The organism is Pseudomonas sp. B21-009 (assembly GCF_024749345.1).
GTDB lineage: Bacteria > Pseudomonadota > Gammaproteobacteria > Pseudomonadales > Pseudomonadaceae > Aquipseudomonas.
The window spans coordinates 5312825-5331020 of record NZ_CP087199.1 but is presented as its reverse complement, the minus strand read 5'-3'; the positions used below and the strand labels follow the sequence as shown (position 1 = coordinate 5331020).

The 18196-nt window shown below is 62.0% G+C and carries 20 protein-coding genes; 8 read left to right on the top strand and 12 right to left on the bottom strand.

Annotated features, from left to right (window positions below; all coding sequences use genetic code 11):
- Positions 1 to 29: 29 nt before the first annotated feature.
- A complete protein-coding gene (gene estP / locus LOY34_RS24715; protein WP_408980919.1) occupies positions 30 to 1949 on the bottom strand; it encodes an esterase EstP in 1920 nt (639 codons plus the stop codon).
- Between the two features lie 407 nt (positions 1950 to 2356).
- Between estP and LOY34_RS24710 the strand changes: the two genes are divergently transcribed.
- From LOY34_RS24710 to LOY34_RS24695, 4 genes are read left to right on the top strand one after another with little or no spacing between them, the layout of a single operon-like run.
- The gene (locus LOY34_RS24710; protein WP_195885148.1) at positions 2357 to 2950 is read left to right on the top strand and encodes an aminodeoxychorismate/anthranilate synthase component II; all 594 of its coding nucleotides are present in this window, start codon (positions 2357 to 2359) and stop codon (positions 2948 to 2950) included.
- A 9-nt stretch (positions 2951 to 2959) separates the two neighbouring features.
- The gene (gene trpD / locus LOY34_RS24705) at positions 2960 to 4009 is read left to right on the top strand and encodes an anthranilate phosphoribosyltransferase (RefSeq protein ID WP_045199323.1); all 1050 of its coding nucleotides are present in this window, start codon (positions 2960 to 2962) and stop codon (positions 4007 to 4009) included.
- Positions 4006 to 4842, top strand: coding sequence for an indole-3-glycerol phosphate synthase TrpC (trpC, locus tag LOY34_RS24700; RefSeq protein ID WP_093378986.1), 837 nt, complete (start codon positions 4006 to 4008; stop codon positions 4840 to 4842). Before trpD ends, trpC begins: the two co-directional genes overlap by 4 nt.
- A gap of 53 nt (positions 4843 to 4895) precedes the next feature.
- Positions 4896 to 5600 (top strand): lipoyl protein ligase domain-containing protein, encoded by a 705-nt coding sequence (locus LOY34_RS24695; protein ID WP_045199328.1) that lies wholly within the window; start codon positions 4896 to 4898, stop codon positions 5598 to 5600.
- Here the strand turns inward: LOY34_RS24695 and crp are convergent.
- Complete coding sequence (gene crp / locus LOY34_RS24690) at positions 5597 to 6241, bottom strand: cAMP-activated global transcriptional regulator CRP (RefSeq protein ID WP_045199329.1); 645 nt, start codon at positions 6239 to 6241, stop codon at positions 5597 to 5599. The genes LOY34_RS24695 and crp overlap by 4 nt on opposite strands.
- Before the next feature lie 192 nt (positions 6242 to 6433).
- On the opposite strand from crp, the gene LOY34_RS24685 reads away from it, so the two are divergent.
- The gene (locus LOY34_RS24685) at positions 6434 to 6856 is read left to right on the top strand and encodes an OsmC family protein (protein ID WP_010221469.1); all 423 of its coding nucleotides are present in this window, start codon (positions 6434 to 6436) and stop codon (positions 6854 to 6856) included.
- 31 nt (positions 6857 to 6887) lie between these two features.
- Here LOY34_RS24685 and LOY34_RS24680 read toward each other — a convergent pair whose 3' ends face one another.
- The 8 genes from LOY34_RS24680 to hemJ form a co-directional block, all read right to left on the bottom strand.
- Positions 6888 to 7307, bottom strand: coding sequence for a hypothetical protein (locus LOY34_RS24680; protein ID WP_052676536.1), 420 nt, complete (start codon positions 7305 to 7307; stop codon positions 6888 to 6890).
- Positions 7307 to 8347, bottom strand: a complete 1041-nt coding sequence (locus LOY34_RS24675) for a DUF2157 domain-containing protein (protein ID WP_195885147.1) — start codon at positions 8345 to 8347, stop codon at positions 7307 to 7309. Before LOY34_RS24675 ends, LOY34_RS24680 begins: the two co-directional genes overlap by 1 nt.
- 8 nt (positions 8348 to 8355) lie before the next feature.
- Positions 8356 to 9003 (bottom strand): 2-polyprenyl-3-methyl-6-methoxy-1,4-benzoquinone monooxygenase, encoded by a 648-nt coding sequence (gene coq7, locus LOY34_RS24670; RefSeq protein WP_045199333.1) that lies wholly within the window; start codon positions 9001 to 9003, stop codon positions 8356 to 8358.
- 65 nt (positions 9004 to 9068) lie between these two features.
- Positions 9069 to 9407, bottom strand: a complete 339-nt coding sequence (locus tag LOY34_RS24665) for a histidine triad nucleotide-binding protein (protein ID WP_045199336.1) — start codon at positions 9405 to 9407, stop codon at positions 9069 to 9071.
- 71 nt (positions 9408 to 9478) lie between these two features.
- Positions 9479 to 10252: an SDR family oxidoreductase gene (locus LOY34_RS24660; protein WP_045199338.1), complete on the bottom strand. Its 774-nt coding sequence runs from the start codon at positions 10250 to 10252 to the stop codon at positions 9479 to 9481.
- A gap of 80 nt (positions 10253 to 10332) precedes the next feature.
- Entirely contained in the window at positions 10333 to 10791 is a 459-nt protein-coding gene (locus LOY34_RS24655) for a DUF805 domain-containing protein (protein ID WP_093378993.1), read from the bottom strand.
- A gap of 31 nt (positions 10792 to 10822) precedes the next feature.
- Positions 10823 to 11779 (bottom strand): nitronate monooxygenase family protein, encoded by a 957-nt coding sequence (locus tag LOY34_RS24650; RefSeq protein ID WP_093378996.1) that lies wholly within the window; start codon positions 11777 to 11779, stop codon positions 10823 to 10825.
- 33 nt (positions 11780 to 11812) lie between these two features.
- The gene (gene hemJ / locus LOY34_RS24645; RefSeq protein WP_045199341.1) at positions 11813 to 12238 is read right to left on the bottom strand and encodes a protoporphyrinogen oxidase HemJ; all 426 of its coding nucleotides are present in this window, start codon (positions 12236 to 12238) and stop codon (positions 11813 to 11815) included.
- A 141-nt stretch (positions 12239 to 12379) separates the two neighbouring features.
- Between hemJ and argC the strand changes: the two genes are divergently transcribed.
- Both argC and erpA read left to right on the top strand, forming a co-directional pair.
- Positions 12380 to 13414: an N-acetyl-gamma-glutamyl-phosphate reductase gene (gene argC, locus LOY34_RS24640; RefSeq protein ID WP_195885146.1), complete on the top strand. Its 1035-nt coding sequence runs from the start codon at positions 12380 to 12382 to the stop codon at positions 13412 to 13414.
- Positions 13415 to 13572: 158 nt separating this feature from the next.
- Positions 13573 to 13923, top strand: a complete 351-nt coding sequence (gene erpA / locus LOY34_RS24635) for an iron-sulfur cluster insertion protein ErpA (protein WP_010221479.1) — start codon at positions 13573 to 13575, stop codon at positions 13921 to 13923.
- Between the two features lie 57 nt (positions 13924 to 13980).
- Here the strand turns inward: erpA and LOY34_RS24630 are convergent, their stop codons facing one another.
- Positions 13981 to 15072, bottom strand: coding sequence for an anhydro-N-acetylmuramic acid kinase (locus LOY34_RS24630; RefSeq protein ID WP_195885145.1), 1092 nt, complete (start codon positions 15070 to 15072; stop codon positions 13981 to 13983).
- Positions 15073 to 15075: 3 nt separating this feature from the next.
- Positions 15076 to 16497 carry a peptidoglycan DD-metalloendopeptidase family protein gene (locus tag LOY34_RS24625; protein ID WP_045199347.1) on the bottom strand — a complete coding sequence of 474 codons (1422 nt, stop codon included), beginning with the start codon at positions 16495 to 16497 and terminating at the stop codon, positions 15076 to 15078.
- Positions 16498 to 16707: 210 nt separating this feature from the next.
- Here LOY34_RS24625 and tyrS point away from each other — a divergent pair, with 210 nt between their 5' ends.
- A complete protein-coding gene (gene tyrS / locus LOY34_RS24620) occupies positions 16708 to 17907 on the top strand; it encodes a tyrosine--tRNA ligase (protein ID WP_045199348.1) in 1200 nt (399 codons plus the stop codon).
- Positions 17908 to 18196: the final 289 nt, after the last annotated feature.

Sequence of the window (18196 nt, the reverse complement as noted above, 5' to 3'; positions counted from 1 at the left end):
CTGTTGGTAACAGGCGCCGTTTCCCTTCCCTAGAACTGCAGGCTCAATGCCAGGTTGATCCCCTGCTGGGTCAGCTCGTCGCTCTTGCGCCAGTTGTAGCTGCCGCGCAGGGCCAGGCCCGGTGCCAAGCTCTGGCTCAGACCCAGGGTTGCCCGGTTCAGATTGCTCTGCGGGGTGTAGCCGGTCAGGGTGAAGTCGTTGCCCGGCAGGCTGTTGAGGTGGAGGGTCAGGTCCTGCTGGTCGTCTTCGAACTCGTGCTCGTGAGCGACTTCGGCGAACAGCAAGGTGCTGGGCCCGGCCTGGTACTTGCCCTGCAAGCCCAGGCCCAGGCGCCGCGATTCGCGGTCCTGATCGTCAAAGCTCAGGGCAGTGGCGCGGCTGTCTTTCTCCGAATAGCCATCGACCTTCACCCGCGCATAATCGGCGCTGACAAACGGCGAAAGGCTCCACTGGCTGCCGGGCGCTGCCAAGTCATAACCCAGGCGTGCGGCGAAGGCCCACAGTTCGCCATCGGTATCACCTTTCTCGCTGCGATCATTTACCCCCAGGGCGAAGGTGCGCTTCAAGTCGCTGTAGTCCAGGTGCCCGCCGGTCAGCGCGGCATCGGCCCACCACTGGTTCTGCTGGAACTGCACGAAAGCGGTTGCCAGGTAGCTGTCGAGCTTGTAGTCGGAGTCTTGCCCGCCGGCTTCGAGCTTCTGCTGGTAAACGCCTGTGGCCACGCCAATACGCCAGGCCTCGTCCAGACGATAGCTGCCGCCCAGGGTCAGGTTATAGCCATGGCCGTCGGCGCTGGCCGAGCTGCGCTGGCTGTCGATATCCAGGTTCTGCCCCCCGGCGGCTACGATGGCCTGCCATTGGCCAACCGGCTGCCAGCGGCCTTGCCATTGGTTGCGCAGTTCATCCTGGTGCGCGCGCAGGCTAGCGTGGGCCATTTCTGGTAACAGCGTCAGCTCCCAAGGGGCGGAAAGAATCGAAAACGCGTAGTCGGCGATCAGCTCCTGCCCAGCACTGGTGGGGTGGACCGAATCGTTGAACAGCAGCTTGCTCGGGTCGGGCGTGGCACCGTTGATGCCGTAGGTTGCGTTCTGCACACAGCCATTACCGCTGAAACAGGTACCGACCAGGTTCTGCCCGCTGGCCAGGCCGAACTGCGTCGGAGCAGCCAGGGCTTCCTGTAGTAGCAACGGCACATTGAGCGGAATAACTTGTGCATCAATCTGGCTCAGCTGGCCGACCAGTTGCTGGTTGAAGATACTACTTAACTGCGAAGCCGGGCCCTGCATCGGCGTGCCGTTGATGGCCGGAGTCAGGCCCAGGTCGGGCAGCAACCAGACCATGATGTACTGCGCGCCACCCTGTTGCAGGGCCTGGGCGCTGGCGGCCAGGCGATTGGCGGCAGCTGCGGCGGTTGCCGGGCTGGTGATCTGGCCCTGGAGGAAGTCGTTGCCGCCACCGGTCAGGTAGTAAAGCGCGTTGGGGTCGGCGCGCAGACCACCGGCCAGATAGCCCGGACGTTCGCGCAGCACGGTGCCGGCGCCGGGGTTGCCCGGTGGAATGATCACATCGGAAGTACCGGTGATCGAGTCGAGAATCTGGTCGGTACGGTAACCACCCACTGCCCAGTTGTTGCCGTCCGGGCGACCCAGCGCGGCATTGACTGGCGAGGTCGAAGCGCCCAGGTCGGCCGCAGCAACACCCAGCTGGGCACCGAGCAGCATGGGCGAAACCGCGCCGAAGGCTTCGCCGTTGGCGTATGTTGGCCCGACCCGGTTGGTAAAGCGCTGGGTGGAACCCGCCGGGCCATTGCTGTCGGGGAACTGCCCGGCATCGGCAAGGCTGTCGCCGAAGACGATCAGAGTTGAGTAAGGGGAGGGGGCGGCATGGACGCTGGAGCAGGCCAGGGCCAGCAGCGAGAATGCACAAGGCAACAGGGAGCGCGCGTTCAACATCGCAAAGATCCTTTTTCGTTGTTGTTATCGGATGACGCCTTACGACGTTAGCAAAACATTCCGCGCGTCTTCCATCGCTAAAGCGTTTCGGCATGCCACCGTCATATTGCGTGGACCGCGCCGGTAGGCTACTGTGCGGGAACGTATGAACGAGACCTACCCCGTGTTGATCGTCAGCAAACTCTTGATGCGCGTTATCAAGGCCCACGCCCGTTGGCGTTGGCGCGCCTGACTTTATCTCTTGCCGGTTAGCCGGCCCTGTACCGCTTTGCCTTTCTGAATGCTTTACCTGCTGTAACCGGCGCTTGCTGGTGTGCACCGGGAAGCTCGCACCTGTAGCACCGAGCACAGGCACATCGAAAGGCATGTATTCAAAGTCAGTAGATGCAAGAGGTTGAACCCAGATGTTACTGATGATCGACAACTACGACTCCTTTACCTACAACGTCGTGCAATACCTCGGCGAGCTGGGTGCAGAGGTCAAGGTCATTCGCAATGACGAACTGACCATCGCCCAGATCGAAGCCCTTAACCCCGAGCGCATTGTCGTTTCCCCTGGCCCCTGCACCCCGACCGAAGCCGGTGTGTCGCTGGAGGCCATCAAGCATTTTGCCGGCAAGCTGCCGATCCTCGGCGTATGCCTGGGCCACCAGTCCATCGGCCAGGCCTTTGGCGGTGAAGTCGTGCGCGCCCGCCAGGTGATGCATGGCAAGACCAGCCCGGTGCTGCACAAGGACCAGGGCGTGTTTGCCGGCCTCAACAACCCGCTGACCGTCACCCGCTACCACTCGCTGGTGGTCAAGCGCGAAACCCTGCCCGAGTGCCTGGAACTGACCGCCTGGACCGCCCTTGAAGACGGCTCGGTGGACGAGATCATGGGCCTGCGCCATAAAGAGCTGAACATCGAAGGGGTGCAGTTCCACCCCGAATCGATCCTCACCGAGCAGGGCCACGAGCTGTTCGCCAATTTCCTCAAGCAGACCGGCGGCCGCCGTTAAGGATCGAACATGGATATCAAGAGCGCGCTGAGCCGCATCGTCGGCCACCTGGACCTGAGCACCGAAGAAATGCGCGATGTCATGCGCGAAATCATGACCGGCCAATGCACCGAGGCGCAGATCGGCGCCTTCATGATGGGCATGCGCATGAAGAGCGAGAGCATCGATGAAATTGTCGGTGCCGTGTCGGTGATGCGCGAGCTGGCCGACAAGGTCGAGCTCAACACCCTCGACCAGGTGGTCGACGTGGTCGGCACTGGCGGTGATGGCGCCAACATCTTCAACGTATCCACCGCTTCGGCCTTTGTCGTCGCCGCCGCCGGTTGCACCGTGGCCAAGCACGGTAACCGTGCGGTCTCGGGCAAGAGTGGCAGCGCCGACCTGCTGGAAGCCGCTGGCATCTACCTGAACCTGACGCCGGTGCAGGTTGCACGCTGCATCGACAGCGTCGGCATTGGCTTCATGTTTGCCCAGACCCACCACAAGGCGATGAAATACGCCGCCGGCCCGCGTCGTGACCTGGGCTTGCGTACCCTTTTCAACATGCTCGGCCCGCTTACGAATCCGGCCGGGGTCAAGCACCAGGTCGTCGGCGTGTTCACCCAGGCACTGTGCCGCCCACTGGCTGAAGTGCTGCAACGCCTGGGCAGCAAGCATGTGCTGGTGGTGCATTCGAAAGATGGCCTGGACGAATTCAGCCTGGCGGCGCCAACCTTCGTTGCTGAACTCAAGAACGACCAGATCAGCGAGTACTGGGTCGAGCCCGAAGACCTCGGCATGAAAAGCCAGAGCCTGCATGGCCTGGCCGTGGAGAGCCCGGCCAAGTCGCTGGAGCTGATCCGCGATGCCCTGGGCCGGCGCAAGACCGAGAACGGCCAGAAGGCTGCGGAAATGATTGTGCTCAACGCCGGCGCCGCACTGTACGCCGCCGACCACGCCATGAGCCTCAAGCAGGGCGTGGAGCTGGCTCACGACGCATTGCACACTGGCCTTGCCCGGGAAAAACTCGAAGAGCTCGGTGCCTTTACCGCGGTATTCAAGCAGGAGAATGAAGGATGAGTGTGCCGACGGTTCTGGAAAACATTCTGGCGCGCAAGGTCGAAGAAGTCGCCGAGCGCAGCGCCCGTGTCAGCCTTGCCGAGCTTGAACGCCTGGCGGCCGCTGCCGATGCGCCACGCGGTTTTGCCAAGGCCCTTATCGAACAGGCCAAGCGCAAGCAGCCTGCAGTCATTGCCGAAATCAAGAAAGCCTCGCCAAGCAAGGGCGTGATCCGCGAAAACTTCATTCCGGCCGACATTGCCGTCAGCTACGAGAAGGGCGGCGCGACCTGCCTGTCGGTGCTGACCGACGTCGATTACTTCCAGGGCGGCGACATCTACCTGCAACAGGCGCGCGCCGCGTGCAAGCTGCCGGTGATTCGCAAGGACTTCATGATTGATCCTTATCAGATCGTCGAAGCCCGGGCCTTGGGCGCCGACTGTGTGCTGCTGATCGTTGCCGCGCTGGATGATGTGAAGATGGCCGAATTGGCCGCGACGGCAAAAGGCGTGGGCCTCGATGTGCTGGTCGAAGTGCACGACGGCGACGAGCTGGAGCGGGCGCTGAAGACTCTCGACACGCCGCTGGTGGGCGTCAACAACCGCAACCTGCACACCTTTGAAGTCAGCCTGGAAACCACCCTCGACCTGCTGCCGCGCATCCCCCGTGATCGCCTGGCCATTACCGAGAGCGGCATCCTCAACCGCGCCGACGTCGAGCTGATGGAAATCAACGAGGTCTACTCCTTCCTGGTCGGCGAAGCGTTCATGCGCGCCGAACACCCGGGGCTGGAGCTGCAGCGCCTGTTCTTCCCGGAGCGTGTGGTGCAGAACCCGGTGCAAGGCCTGGACTGATTCAACTCTGAAGCCGGCGATGCCGGCTTTTTTGTTTCTACAAGGTTAATGCGATGACTGATCAAGTGCTTGATGTCACTGTCGAGGCCGGGCTGCACGCCGAACAGGAGCTGCTGGCGGCGGTATGCAAGGGCGAAAAGGATCATGGCCTGTTGTTCTGGCGACCGACCGATCATGCCCTGGTCATGCCCCGGCGCATGAGCCGCCTCGAAGGCTTCGAGGCGGCCTGCGCCGAGCTTGCGATTGCCGGTTGGCCGGTGCTGCTGCGCGAAACCGGTGGTGAGCCAGTGCCGCAGTCGCCGGCGGTGATCAACATCGCCCTGGTTTACGTCGCGCCGAAAAGCGAAGGTGATCACGGCCGTATCGAAAACGCCTACGAGCGCCTGTGCCTGCCGCTGTGTGATGTGCTGCGCGAATGGGGCGGGATGGCATCGGTGGGGGAAATCGAAGGGGCGTTCTGTGATGGCCGCTACAACGTCAACCTCAACGGCCGCAAACTGGTCGGCACCGCCCAGCGCTGGCGCCAGGGCCTGGGTGGCAAGCGCCCGGTAGTGCTAGTGCATGGTGCGCTGTTGCTGGATAACCAGCGCGAGTCGATGGTGGCGGCGGTCAACCGCTTCAACGAATGCTGCGAGCTGGAGCAGCGCTGCCTGGCCGACAGCCACATCGCTTTGCACGAGGTGGTACCCGAGGCGCCGCTGCTCGAGCGCCTTGGCCAGGCCTATGCCGAAGTGATCAAGGGCATCGCCCGCGATTAACGGGTACCGAAGACCACCATGGTCTTGCCCTTGACGTGTACCAGGCTGCGCTCTTCGAGATCCTTGAGGACGCGGCCAACCATCTCCCGCGAACAACCGACGATGCGGCCGATTTCCTGGCGGGTGATCTTGATCTGCATGCCGTCGGGGTGGGTCATGGCGTCTGGCTGCTTGCACAATTCCAGCAGGCAGCGGGCTACCCGGCCGGTGACGTCGAAGAAGGCCAGGTCGCCGACCTTGCGCGTGGTGTTGCGCAGGCGCTGGGCCATCTGGCTGCCCAGGGCATAGAGAATGTCCGGGTCGTGACGCGCCAGTTCACGGAATTTTTCGTAGCTGATTTCTGCAACTTCACATTCGCTTTTGGCCCGCACCCAGGCGCTGCGCTGGTGTTCCTGGCCGGCTGGTTCAAACAGCCCCAGCTCGCCGAAAAAGTCGCCACTGTTGAGGTAGGCGATGATCATTTCGTGGCCGTTGTCATCCTCGATAAGGATGGTCACCGAGCCCTTGACGATAAAGGACAGGGTTTCGGCCTTGTCACCGGCGCAGATGATGTTGCTCTTGGCCGCATAGCGGCGGCGCTGGCAATGGACCAGCAGCTTGTCGATGTTCTTGATCTTGGCTGGAAGGGCTGATGCAACCATGGCTGGATCCCGGTCAGGAGGCGACGCTTCAATTTCTTTTATAGATAGTCTGGCGATAAGCGCCAGTGATTTGGCGTCAGCTTATCAGACACTTGTCCTTCTATCGGCAGATTTACTCATGCGCTTGAGCTTTTCCGCCGGGCTCGCAGGGTCTAAGCTGGCAGCCTTTTTTCAATCAAGGGAGTCCAGGTAATGAAGGCGCGTATCCAGTGGGCAGGTGAAGCCATGTTTCTGGGCGAATCGGGCAGTGGCCATGTGGTCGTGATGGATGGCCCGCCCGAGGCCGGTGGCCGCAACCTGGGTGTACGGCCCATGGAAATGCTGCTGTTGGGCCTGGGTGGCTGCAGCAACTTCGATGTGGTCAGCATCCTGAAGAAATCCCGCCAGGCAGTAGAGAGCTGCGAAGCTTTCCTTGAAGCCGAGCGCGCCAGCGAAGACCCGAAGGTATTCACCAAAATCCACCTGAATTTCGTGGTCAAGGGCCGTGGCCTGAAAGAAGCCCAGGTCAAGCGTGCGGTCGAGCTGTCGGCAGAGAAGTATTGCTCGGCCTCGATCATGCTCGGCCGGGCCGGTGTCGAGATCACCCACAGCTACGAGATTGTCGAGCTCGGTTGATTACCAGCAAGCCCGCTCCTGTGGGGGCGGGCTAACGGCGCAGGCGCTCCAGCCCGATCAGCCAGGCCAGCCCCGGAACCAGCGCCACCACCAACCAGTGCAGGTTGAAGACGAGCAAACCGACGATTTCTGCGCTACTCCAGGTATTGCCAAAGGCGTCGGCAAATATCAGGCACTGCAGCCAGGCCGTCAGCGCGGCCGATAGCACAAAGGCCAAGGCAAGCAGGCGCTGCCTGTGAATGAAGCAGCCGGCCAGCAGCAACAGCAGTTGCCCGGGCAGTGAGAACACCCACAGGTCGACGGCACTGTTGCCATCAGGTTGGGAGATGTCAGGCAGTTTCAGGCTAAAGGGTTCCCCGCTCATGCCGGCGGTCAGCAGGCACACGAACAGATAAGCCACCAGCACCAGCCCCAGGCTTTGCAGCAAGCGAAGGCAAAATAACCGAATCATCAGTGGCGCAACCCCGGCAGCAGCTTCAGCAAGCCTTGCGGCAATCGCGCCTGCAAACGGCTGCTCAAAGCCTCGCGGTGCTTCTGATAGAAAAGCCCCAGGCCAATCACGCCCAACCCGATCAGGGTCAGCACCACCGGGAACAGCAGCGACTCGGCAAACACCTCGTAAGACAGGTAACCCAGGTACATCGCCACGCCCATGCCACCAAAGACCATGAACAGCGGACGGCGCAGCAACAGTGCTATGCCCATCAGGCCAAGGTTGATCAGACCATAAAGCGCTTTGTCCCATTCACTGTCGGTATCCAGCAGCGGCAAGCCGAGCCAGAAGGCCAGCAATCCGGCCAGATAGCCCCAGAAGGCATAGTCCTGGCGGGTGCGACCGTCGATCACCAGGAACACCAGCAATGTCGCCAGGCCAAACCACAGTGACACCGTACGCCGCTGATTCCAGTCGAAGGCCTCGCCATAGAACCATTCGCTCAGGTCCATGGACATGAACCACAAGGCCACGGCAATCGGCATGACGATGAACGGAAACGGGATCAGGCGCAGCATCAACAAGCCGGCCAGTATCGTCGCCGCCTCCATCAGCAGCCAACCGTCCTGCACGTAGGTGTAGTAGTTGTGGTAGTTTCCCTGGGCGTTGTCCAGTAGCCAGAAACCGCTGAGTCGCTGCGCCGCAAACACTGCCAGCGGTACGATGCTCACCGCCACCGCAGCAAGTACGCCAGCAGGGATGACCTGGCCGCGGCGTTGCATTAGCAAGGCGCCCAGGGTCAGTACGCCGATATAAATCAGTGAGACCAGCAGCAGGGCGCTGTCACCGACGCGCATCCAGGCTTCACTGAGCAGCCAGCCCATGGCGGCCATGATCAGCAGGGCGCCGAAGTAAAACGCCACGTGGGTCAGCTGGAAACTGGCCTGGGATTGCGGCTGGCGCTTGAGAAATTCAAGCAGGGCCTGATCCTGGCCCGGGTTCAGAACGCCGGCGCTGACTGCGCGGGCCAGGTCCTTGGCGTCGAAGCGTTCCGTCATCGGTGGTCCTAGATACGATAAGTGCTTTTGGTCATGACCTTGGCCATCAGACTCATGCCGAACTTGACCGGTGCCGGGAAGCGGAAGCCGCCAGCATCCAGGGCCGATTCGGCATGTTGCTCTTCGTCGATGCGCATCTGCTCAAGAATCGCCCGGGATTTTTCATCCTCGGCCGGGATTTGCTCCAGGTGTTCGTCCAGGTGCTTGCACACCTGATGCTCGGTGGCGGCGACAAAACCCAGGCTGACCTTGTCGCTGACCAGGCCGGCGAGGGCGCCGATGCCGAAGGACATACCGTAGAACAGCGGGTTGAGCACGCTGGGGTGGCTGCCGAGCTGGCGAATGCGCTGCTCGCACCAGGCCAGGTGGTCGATTTCTTCTTCGGCGGCGTGTTCCATGGCCTTGCGAACCTGGGGCAGCTTGGCGGTCAGGGCCTGGCCCTGGTACAGCGCCTGGGCACAGACTTCACCGGTATGGTTGATGCGCATGAGCCCGGCGACATGGCGGGTCTGGGTTTCGTCGAGGGTGACATCCGGCTGGATGATCGCCGGCGACGGCCGGGAAGGCTGGCCGCTGAAGGGCAGCAAGGTGCGCATGGCGGTGTCGGCCTGCAGCAACAAGCGGTCGAGCGGGGAATAGTGACGTTCGGTAGCCATCGGGCACCTCCGCAAGAATGTGCCCGACAGTTTACCCCAATCGCGATGCCGGGGCTTGCCCTGGATCAGCCCGGTGGCCAGTGCATCTGACGCTGGCCAAGCACGTGCATATGAATGTGGTAGACGGTCTGCCCACCCAGCTCATTGCAGTTCATGACCACGCGAAAGCCGTCTTCGCAGCCCAGTTCCTTGGCCAGCCGCTGGGCGGTGAACAGGATGTGCCCGGCCAGGCCCTTGTCTTCTTCGGTCAGATCGTTGAGGGTGCGGATCGGTTTTTTCGGGATGACCAGAAAATGTACCGGTGCCTGCGGGGCGATATCGTGGAAGGCCAGAACCTGGTCGTCCTCGTAGATGATCTTGGCCGGGATTTCCCGGTTGATGATCTTGGTAAACAGAGTATCCACTACGGCTGCTCCATGAGGGTAATCGGACTTGAGTGTACGCAGGCCAGACGCTTGCGCCCAGCCCTGTACCACTAGCGCGGGCAATAGGCCTGGTTGATGGCGCCGGCCAGCTTGCGTGCCAGCCAGCGCGATAGCCAGCGCGGGCTGAAGGCCAGCCAGCGGTTGCGCCGGCCGGGGATGATCAATGCGCGGTTCTTGTCCAGGGCGCGTACGGTATACAGCGCGACTTCTTCCGGGCTCAGGCTGCGTTGGCCGTTTTCCAGCCGCGGGATACGCCGCAACGGCGAACGCACCGGGCCTGGGCACAGCACCGAAACCTTGATGCCGGTGCGTTTGAGCTCTTCGCGCAGGCCTTCGGAAAAGTGCAGCACATAGGCTTTGCTTGCCGCGTAGCTGCTCATCCACGGGCCGGGCGCGAAGGCGGCAAGCGAAGCGACGTTGAGTATCTGCCCGCCGCCCTGAACCGCCATGGCATTGCCAAGGGCGTGGCAGAGGCGGGTCAGGGCGAGGATGTTCACCTCGATCAGGTCCTGCTCATCGCTCCATTCCTGGGCCAGAAAGTGCCCGTAGGAGCGAATGCCGGCGCAGTTGACCAGCAAGTCGATGTGCCGCTCGCTTTCTTCCAGCTCCAGCAGGAACCCCGACAACCGCAACGGCTCGCCCAAATCGCAGGCACGAAACAGCACTTCGACGCCAAACCGCTGGGTCAGCTCGATGGCGATGCTTTCCAGCGGGTCGCGCTGTCGGGCCACCAGGATCAAATTGCGTCCCCGACGTGCCAGCGCCTCGGCCAGTGCCAGGCCCAAGCCGCTGGAGGCACCGGTGATCATGGCGTAACGGGTCATGCAGTTCTCCAGTCGGGAAGGGTGGCCAAAGTGCGCAGTTTACAGGTGCCGGGCCCGGAGTGCTGCTACCCGTGGCGTGTCTAGATGCCGGGGCGGGTGACGGTGACGTATGCAAGCCCGGCAACCAGGACCAGCCACAGCCAGGCCAGGATCACCACTGCGTTGTTGTTGGGCGCTGGCGGCGCACCGAAGCGGTTGCTGCCACGCGTGCCGGGCATCAGTACCAGCACCAGGATGAAGAAGTTGCCGACCCATGGAAGGATCGACAGCCAGCAGAACCAGCCGCTCCAGTTCAGGTCGTGCAGGCGCTGGACGATGAACAGCATGCTCAGGATTCGTGCCGACAACAGGCCGATCATCATCAGGCCGCCGAGGTCCAGCGACATTGAACTGGACAGCAAGGCCACCAGGAAAATGCCGCCGATGGTCGCAGCGAACAAGACCAGGCTCCAGGCCAGCAGGCGCACGCGGCCAATTCGCCCTTCCAGGCTCATGACCTTGGGTTTGCTCGAGTTGGCGAGAGTCAGGGTGTCATACATGCGGGCTTCCTTTGCCGTGATAAAGCGTGAGTCAGCCCGGCCAGCGATGGCCAAGGGCTGTGGCCGAGGCGTGCGCCTGGCGGTATTCGGTATCCAGGCGGGTAATCAGTTGCTCGACCGAGCAGAGCTGGTCGATGGCACCGACACCTTGTCCGGCAGACCAGACGGTCTTCCAGGCCTTGGCCTCGTCGTCGATGGGTTTGAGCTTGGTCTCGGTGTGGCTGCGCAGGGCGGCCATGTCGAAACCGGCGTTTTCCAGGCTCTGGCGCATGAAGCTGGCAGGCACCCCGGAAACCGCAGCGGTGTGGATGATATCGGCTGCCTTGGCTTCAAGCATCATTTCTTTGTAAGGCCCCGGCGCCTGGCTCTCGTGGGTGGCGATAAAGCGCGTACCCAGGTAGGCGAGGTCAGCGCCCAGCAACTGCGCGGCGAGGATTTCCTGGCCACGGTTTATGCAACCGGCCAGCAGCAAGGTCTTGTCGAAGAACTGGCGAATCTCGGCGATCAGGGCGAACGGGCTCCAGGTGCCAGCGTGGCCGCCGGCGCCCGCGGCTACGGCAATCAGACCGTCGACACCGGCTTCGGCGGCTTTCTCGGCATGCCGGCGGGTGGTCACGTCATGGAACACCAGGCCGCCATAGCTGTGCACGGCATCGACCAGTTCCTTCACCGCCCCGAGGCTGGTGATGACGATCGGCACCTTGTGTTCGACGCACAACGCCAGGTCTGCCTGCAGGCGCGGGTTGCTCTGGTGCACGATCAGGTTGACGGCATAGGGTGCAGGTTTGTCGAGGGCCGCCAGGCCTGTTTCGATCTCTTCCAGCCAAGCCTTGAAGCCTGCGCTGTCGCGCTGGTTCAGGGCCGGGAAACTGCCGACCACCCCGTTGGCACAACAGGCCAGTACCAGTTGCGGATTGGAGATCAGAAACATCGGCGCCGCTACCACCGGCAGGCGCAAGCGTTGTTCGAGCAGGGCAGGCAATGACATGGCAGGTTTCCCGAGGCTGAGTATGGGTTTAGGTTAGAACGGTTTGACCACCACCAGAATTACCACGGCCAGCAGGACCAGCACCGGCACTTCATTGAACCAGCGGTAGAACACGTGGCTGCGGGTGTTTTCGCCGCGGGCGAAGCGCTTGAGCTGTGCGCCGCACATATGGTGGTAACCGATCAGCAGCACCACCAGGGTGAGCTTGGCGTGCATCCAGCCCTGGCTCATGAAGCCCGGGGTCAGGCTCAGCAGCCAGATGCCGAAGACCAGGCTGGCGATCATCGCCGGCAGCATGATGCCGCGGTAGAGCTTGCGCTCCATGATCACGAAGCGTTCCTGGCTGATGCTGTCCTGGCTTTGTGCGTGATAGACGAACAGGCGCGGCAGGTAGAACAGGCCGGCAAACCAGCAGACCACGCTGACGATATGCAGCGCTTTGATCCAGAGAAAAAGCATGGGTTGAGTTCCTTCAGGGTTCACGGTGGTCAGATAGTAGAGGCAAGGGGCCCGGCGAGCCATCGCAACAGTTGTGGGCGTGTTTCAGCGCCCCTATTATCGTGGGCTTTCCTGATGGTTCGTTGATAAGGGGCACGCGTTATGGTCAAGGTCGGTATCGTTGGCGGCACGGGTTACACCGGGGTCGAGCTGCTGCGTCTGTTGGCACAGCATCCACAGGCCGAGGTGGCAGTGATCACCTCGCGTTCCGAAGCTGGCCTGGCGGTTGCCGATATGTACCCGAACCTGCGAGGCCACTACGACGGCCTGGCCTTCAGCGTGCCGGACGTGAAGACCCTGGCCGCCTGCGACGTAGTGTTCTTTGCCACCCCGCACGGTGTCGCCCACGCCCTGGCCGGCGAGCTGCTGGCCGCGGGCACCAAGGTCATCGACCTGTCCGCCGACTTCCGCCTGCAGGACGCCGATGAATGGGCCAAGTGGTACGGCCAGCCGCACGGCGCGCCCGAGCTGCTCAAGGACGCGGTCTACGGCCTGCCTGAAGTCAATCGCGAGCAAATTCGCCAGGCACGCCTGATCGCCGTCCCGGGTTGCTACCCGACCGCCACCCAGCTGGGCTTCCTGCCCCTGCTCGAAGCCGGCATCGCCGACGCCTCGCGGCTGATCGCCGACTGCAAATCCGGGGTCAGCGGCGCTGGCCGAGGTGCTGCGGTGGGCTCGCTGTTCTGTGAGGCGGGCGAAAGCATGAAGGCTTATGCGGTCAAGGGGCACCGTCACCTGCCGGAAATCACCCAGGGCCTGCGCCGGGCGGCGGGTGCTGATGTCGGACTGACCTTCGTGCCGCACCTGACCCCGATGATCCGCGGTATCCATTCGACCCTGTATGCAACCGTCGCCGATACCTCGGTCGATCTGCAGGCGCTTTTCGAAAAACGCTACGCCGATGAACCGTTCGTCGACGTAATGCCGGCCGGCAGCCATCCGGAAACCCGCAGCGTGCGCGGTGCCAACGTCTGCCGAATTGCCGTGCACCGTCCACAAGGCGGCGACCTGGTGGTGGTGTTGTCGGTGATCGACAACCTGGTCAAGGGCGCGTCGGGGCAGGCGGTACAGAACCTCAACATCCTCTTTGGCCTGGACGAGCGCATGGGGCTTTCCCACGCCGGTCTGCTTCCGTAAACGCCAGCTTTCAAGCTGCAAGTAAAAGGTGCACGCGATCCGCTTATAGCTTGCGGCGCACCTCTTGCAGCTTTTGTATTGTTGACCGCTTTTCTCGGAGAAGCGGATAATGCGCGTCATCACGCATTATGGCGGCATAGCGCCGGGAGATAGTCAGCATGAGCGTCGAATCCTTCACCCCTGTGGCATTGCAGTTCACTGAGGGTGCAGCGCACAAGGTGAAGACCCTGGTCGATGAAGAAGGCAATGATCGCCTGAAGTTGCGAGTTTTCGTGACCGGCGGCGGTTGCTCGGGTTTTCAGTACGGTTTCACTTTCGATGAAGACGTTGCCGAAGACGACACCATCGTCGAGCGCGAAGGCGTGGCTCTGGTTGTCGATCCGATGAGTTTCCAGTATCTGGCAGGAGCCGAGGTGGATTACCAGGAAGGCCTGGAAGGCTCGCGTTTCGTCATCAAGAACCCGAACGCCACCACGACCTGTGGTTGCGGTTCTTCGTTCTCGATCTGATCGCAAGGGCAGTACCGCAAACGCCGCGCTGATGCGCGGCGTTTTGCTGTCTGCGAGTTATGCCGGGTAGATCGCGCCCAGTACCCGCAGGCCACGGGCAGCGGTGACGCTGGGGCGGTTGGCGGGGATGCGCTGCAGGCAGCAGTGGGCCAGCCAGGCAAAGGCCATGGCCTCAACCCAGTCAGGGTCGATCCCGCAAGCGGCAGTGCTGCTGACCCGGGCATTGGGCAGCAGGGCTGCCAGGCGCTGCATCAGCACGCTATTGTGGGCGCCGCCGCCGCAGACCAGCAGTGCCTGGGTATCATCCTGTGCCGCTTGCAGCGAGCTGACGATGCTACGGGCGGTCAGTTCCAGCAGGGTGGCCTGCACGTCTTCATCCCGAAGGCTTGGCTGAGGGGCCAGGTGCTGATTGAGCCAAGGCAGGTTGAACACTTCGCGGCCGGTGCTTTTCGGGCCGCTGCCTGCGAAGAACGGATCGCTCAGCAGCGAGGCGAGCAGGCCTGGGATAACCTGGCCGGTGCCCGCCCAGGCACCATTGGCGTCATAGCTGTGCCCTTGTTTCTGCTGAATCCAGGCATCGAGCAGCACGTTACCCGGCCCGCAGTCGAAGCCGCTGACCGGTTTGTCCTGTTCGATCAGGCTCAGATTGCTGAAACCACCGACATTGAGCACCGCCAGGCGTTGGCCCTGATGGGCGAACAGGGCTTCGTGAAAGGCCGGGACCAGGGGAGCGCCTTGGCCGCCGGCGGCAACGTCACGGCGACGGAAGTCGCTGACCACGCTGATGTCGGTAAGCTCGGCCAGCAGCGCCGGGTTGCCGATCTGTACGGTAAAGCCGCGCGCCGGTTCGTGGCGGATGGTCTGGCCGTGGCTGCCGATGGCGCGAATGGCCTCGGGCGTGAGGTTGCGCGCGGCCAGCAGGTGCTGGATACCTTCGGCGGCAAGCTGCACCCAGCGGTTTTCGGCCAGGGCGGCGCGGGCAATCTCGTCCGGCCCGCTGGCGCACAGGGCCAGCAGGTCCTGGCGCAGGTCGGCGGGCATGGGGATGTAATGGGTGGCGAGCAGCGTGAGTTGCTGCTCCTGTTCGATCAAGGCGATGTCCAGGCCATCGAGGCTGGTCCCGGACATCACACCCAGATAGAGCGGCATTGCTTAACGCTTGCTCGAAGCAAGCAGAGTGGCCTTTTCCTGGTCCATGCGCGCGACCAGTGGCTGGCTTTGCTGCAGGAAACGCTGGCGCTCGGCCTTGGCGATCGGATCAGCCATTGGCAACTTCTGCCCGAGCGGGTCGACGTGGACGCCGTTGACCTGGAACTCGTAGTGCAGGTGCGGGCCGGTAGACAGGCCGGTGGTGCCAATGTAGCCGATGATTTGCCCTTGCTTGACGGTGCCGCCGGTCTTCACGCCCTTGGCGAAGCCCTGCATGTGCCCGTACAGGGTCTGGTAGCGGTTACCGTGCTGGATGATCACGGTGTTGCCGTAGCCGCCGCGGCGGCCTGCCAGCAGCACTTTACCGTCACCGGCCGCCTTGATCGGTGTGCCGCGTGGTGCTGCGTAGTCGACACCTTTGTGCGCGCGGATCTTGTTCAGGATCGGGTGCTTGCGGCCAGCCGAGAAGCGCGAGCTGATGCGGGCGAAATCAACCGGAGTGCGGATGAACGCCTTGCGCATGCTGTTGCCGTCGGCGGTGTAGTAGTTGGTGTTGCCCTGCTTGTTGGTGTAGCGCACTGCGGTGAAACTCTTGCCGCGGTTGGTGAAGCGGGCAGAGAGGATATTGCCGGTACCGACGACCTTGCCGTTCATGACCTTCTGTTCATAGATCACGTCGAACTCGTCGCCCTGGCGGATGTCCTGGGCGAAGTCGATGTCATACCCGAAGATGCGCGCCATATCCATGGTCAGGTTGTGATTCAGGCCGGCACGCTGGGCCGAGGCCGACAGCGAACTCTTGATCACGCCATGTACATAGGCCGAGCGCACCACGGGCTTGCTGATTTCACGGTTGAACGCGTAACCGTTTGCGCTCTTGGTCAGGCGAATGGTTTCCAGATCACTGAGCTTGCTGTGCAGGCTGGCCAGCTGACCGTCCTTGTCCAGTTCGATCTGCAGTACCTGGCCATGCTTGAGCTGGCTGAACTGCTTGGCCTGCTTGTTACTGGCCAGCACTTCATGCACAGCGGTGGCCGGCAGGCCGACCTTGGCGAACAGGGTCGACAGGGTATCGCCACGGCTCACGGTGACTTCGCGGTGGCTTGGGTCCTTGGCTGGCGCGGCTTCGGCAGCGGCGGGCGCAGGCTCGGTCTTGGCGGTTTCCTCGGTTGCTGCGGCGCTGTTGTCGATCTGCGCAAACGGCGAGGGGGCGGCGTCGGTGTTCTGGGTAAGTGGGGCGTCCTGTTCCTGCTTGAGTTGCTCTGCCGGGCTTTCCAGCTCCAGGTTCAGGGTGGTTTTCTTGGCTTCGACCTCGCTGGATGGGAACACCAGCAAGGCCAGGCTGAGTAAGGCGGCGATGCCGCTGGCGGCCAACAGGTGGCTCTTCGGATAAAGCGGGGGCGCTTTAGGCGGTTCGTTGGTCATAGATGAATTGACTTTGAAATAGATGAAGTGGAAAAGATGAATGACATGATGAAGATGAAATAACTGTATAAAATATAACCAAATCCCCTTCAGCGCAAGCGCGCAGACGTCATCAGTCGGCTTCGAGGTCACACTCGGGGCAAAAACTTGTATTTGATGGCTGATCTTGTATGGTTGGGTCCCTTTGAATCTGAGCCTTACGGGTCTGTTATGAAGTCGGTTGAAGAGCAGCTAGCGCTGATCAAGCGTGGAGCGGAAGAGGTACTGGTCGAGTCCGAGTTGGTCGAGAAGCTCAAGCGCGGGCAGCCGCTGCGGATCAAGGCGGGTTTTGACCCGACTGCGCCTGACCTGCACCTGGGGCATACCGTCCTGATCAACAAGCTGCGCCAGTTCCAGGACCTGGGTCACCAGGTGATCTTCCTGATTGGCGACTTCACCGGCATGATCGGTGACCCGAGCGGCAAGAGCGCTACCCGTCCGCCGCTGACCCGCGAGCAGGTACTGGATAACGCCGAGACCTATAAACAGCAGGTGTTCAAGATTCTCGACCCGGCCAAGACCGAAGTCGCGTTCAACTCCACCTGGATGGACAAGCTCACCCCGGCCGACTTCATTCGCCTGGCGTCGCAGTACACCGTGGCGCGCATGCTCGAGCGCGACGACTTCGACAAGCGCTACACCACCAACCAGCCGATCGCGATCCATGAGTTCCTCTATCCGCTGGTGCAGGGTTATGACTCGGTGGCACTCAAGTGCGACGTCGAGCTCGGCGGTACCGACCAGAAGTTCAACCTGCTGATGGGACGCGAGCTGCAACGTGCTTACGGCCAGGAAGCACAGAACATCGTGACCATGCCGCTGCTCGAAGGGCTCGACGGCGTGAAGAAGATGTCCAAGTCCCTGGGCAATTATGTCGGCATCCAGGAAGCCCCCGGGGTGATGTACAGCAAGCTCGTGTCGATTCCTGACACCCTGATGTGGCGTTACTTCGAGCTGCTGAGCTTCCGTTCCATGGAAGAGATCGAGCAGTTGCGTGCCGATGTGGCCAATGGCGCAAACCCGCGTGACATCAAGATCAAGCTGGCGGAAGAGATCGTTGCCCGCTTCCATGGCGAGGAGGCTGCCGCCAATGCTCACCGCGCGGCAGGTAACCGTATGAAAGAGGGCGAGTTGCCGGAGGATCTGCCTGAGGTTGAGGTCTCTGCGGCTGAAGGCTTGCCGATCGCTGCCGTGTTGAACCGCGCGGGTCTGGTGAAGAACTCGGCGATGGCGCGGGATCTGCTCAATGGCGGCGCGGTGAAGGTCGACGGTGCGGTGGTTGATCGTGATTTCATGTTTGCACTTGGCGCGACCCATGTATGCCAGGCGGGCAAGAAGGCATTTGCCCGGGTTACCCTCAAGGCTGAGTAGGCGGTAGCGGCAAGCTATAAGCTGCAAGCTACAAGTTGGGCGCGGTGATGCTGCTTTTACTTGTAGCTTGAAGCTTGCTACTTATAGTCAAACCGCCCCTGCTGAAACAAAGTTGAAATAAGTCCTTGACGCCCCCGCAGATCTCTCTATAATTCGCCCCACTTCCGGCGCAGTCGGAACTGAAAACTCCTTGAGTTTCAAAGAGTTAGCGGTTCCAGGGTCATCCGGAGGTGCTTCGATCGAAAGATCGGCAGCGGTGAAAAGGCAGTTGACAGCGGTTTGAAACGCT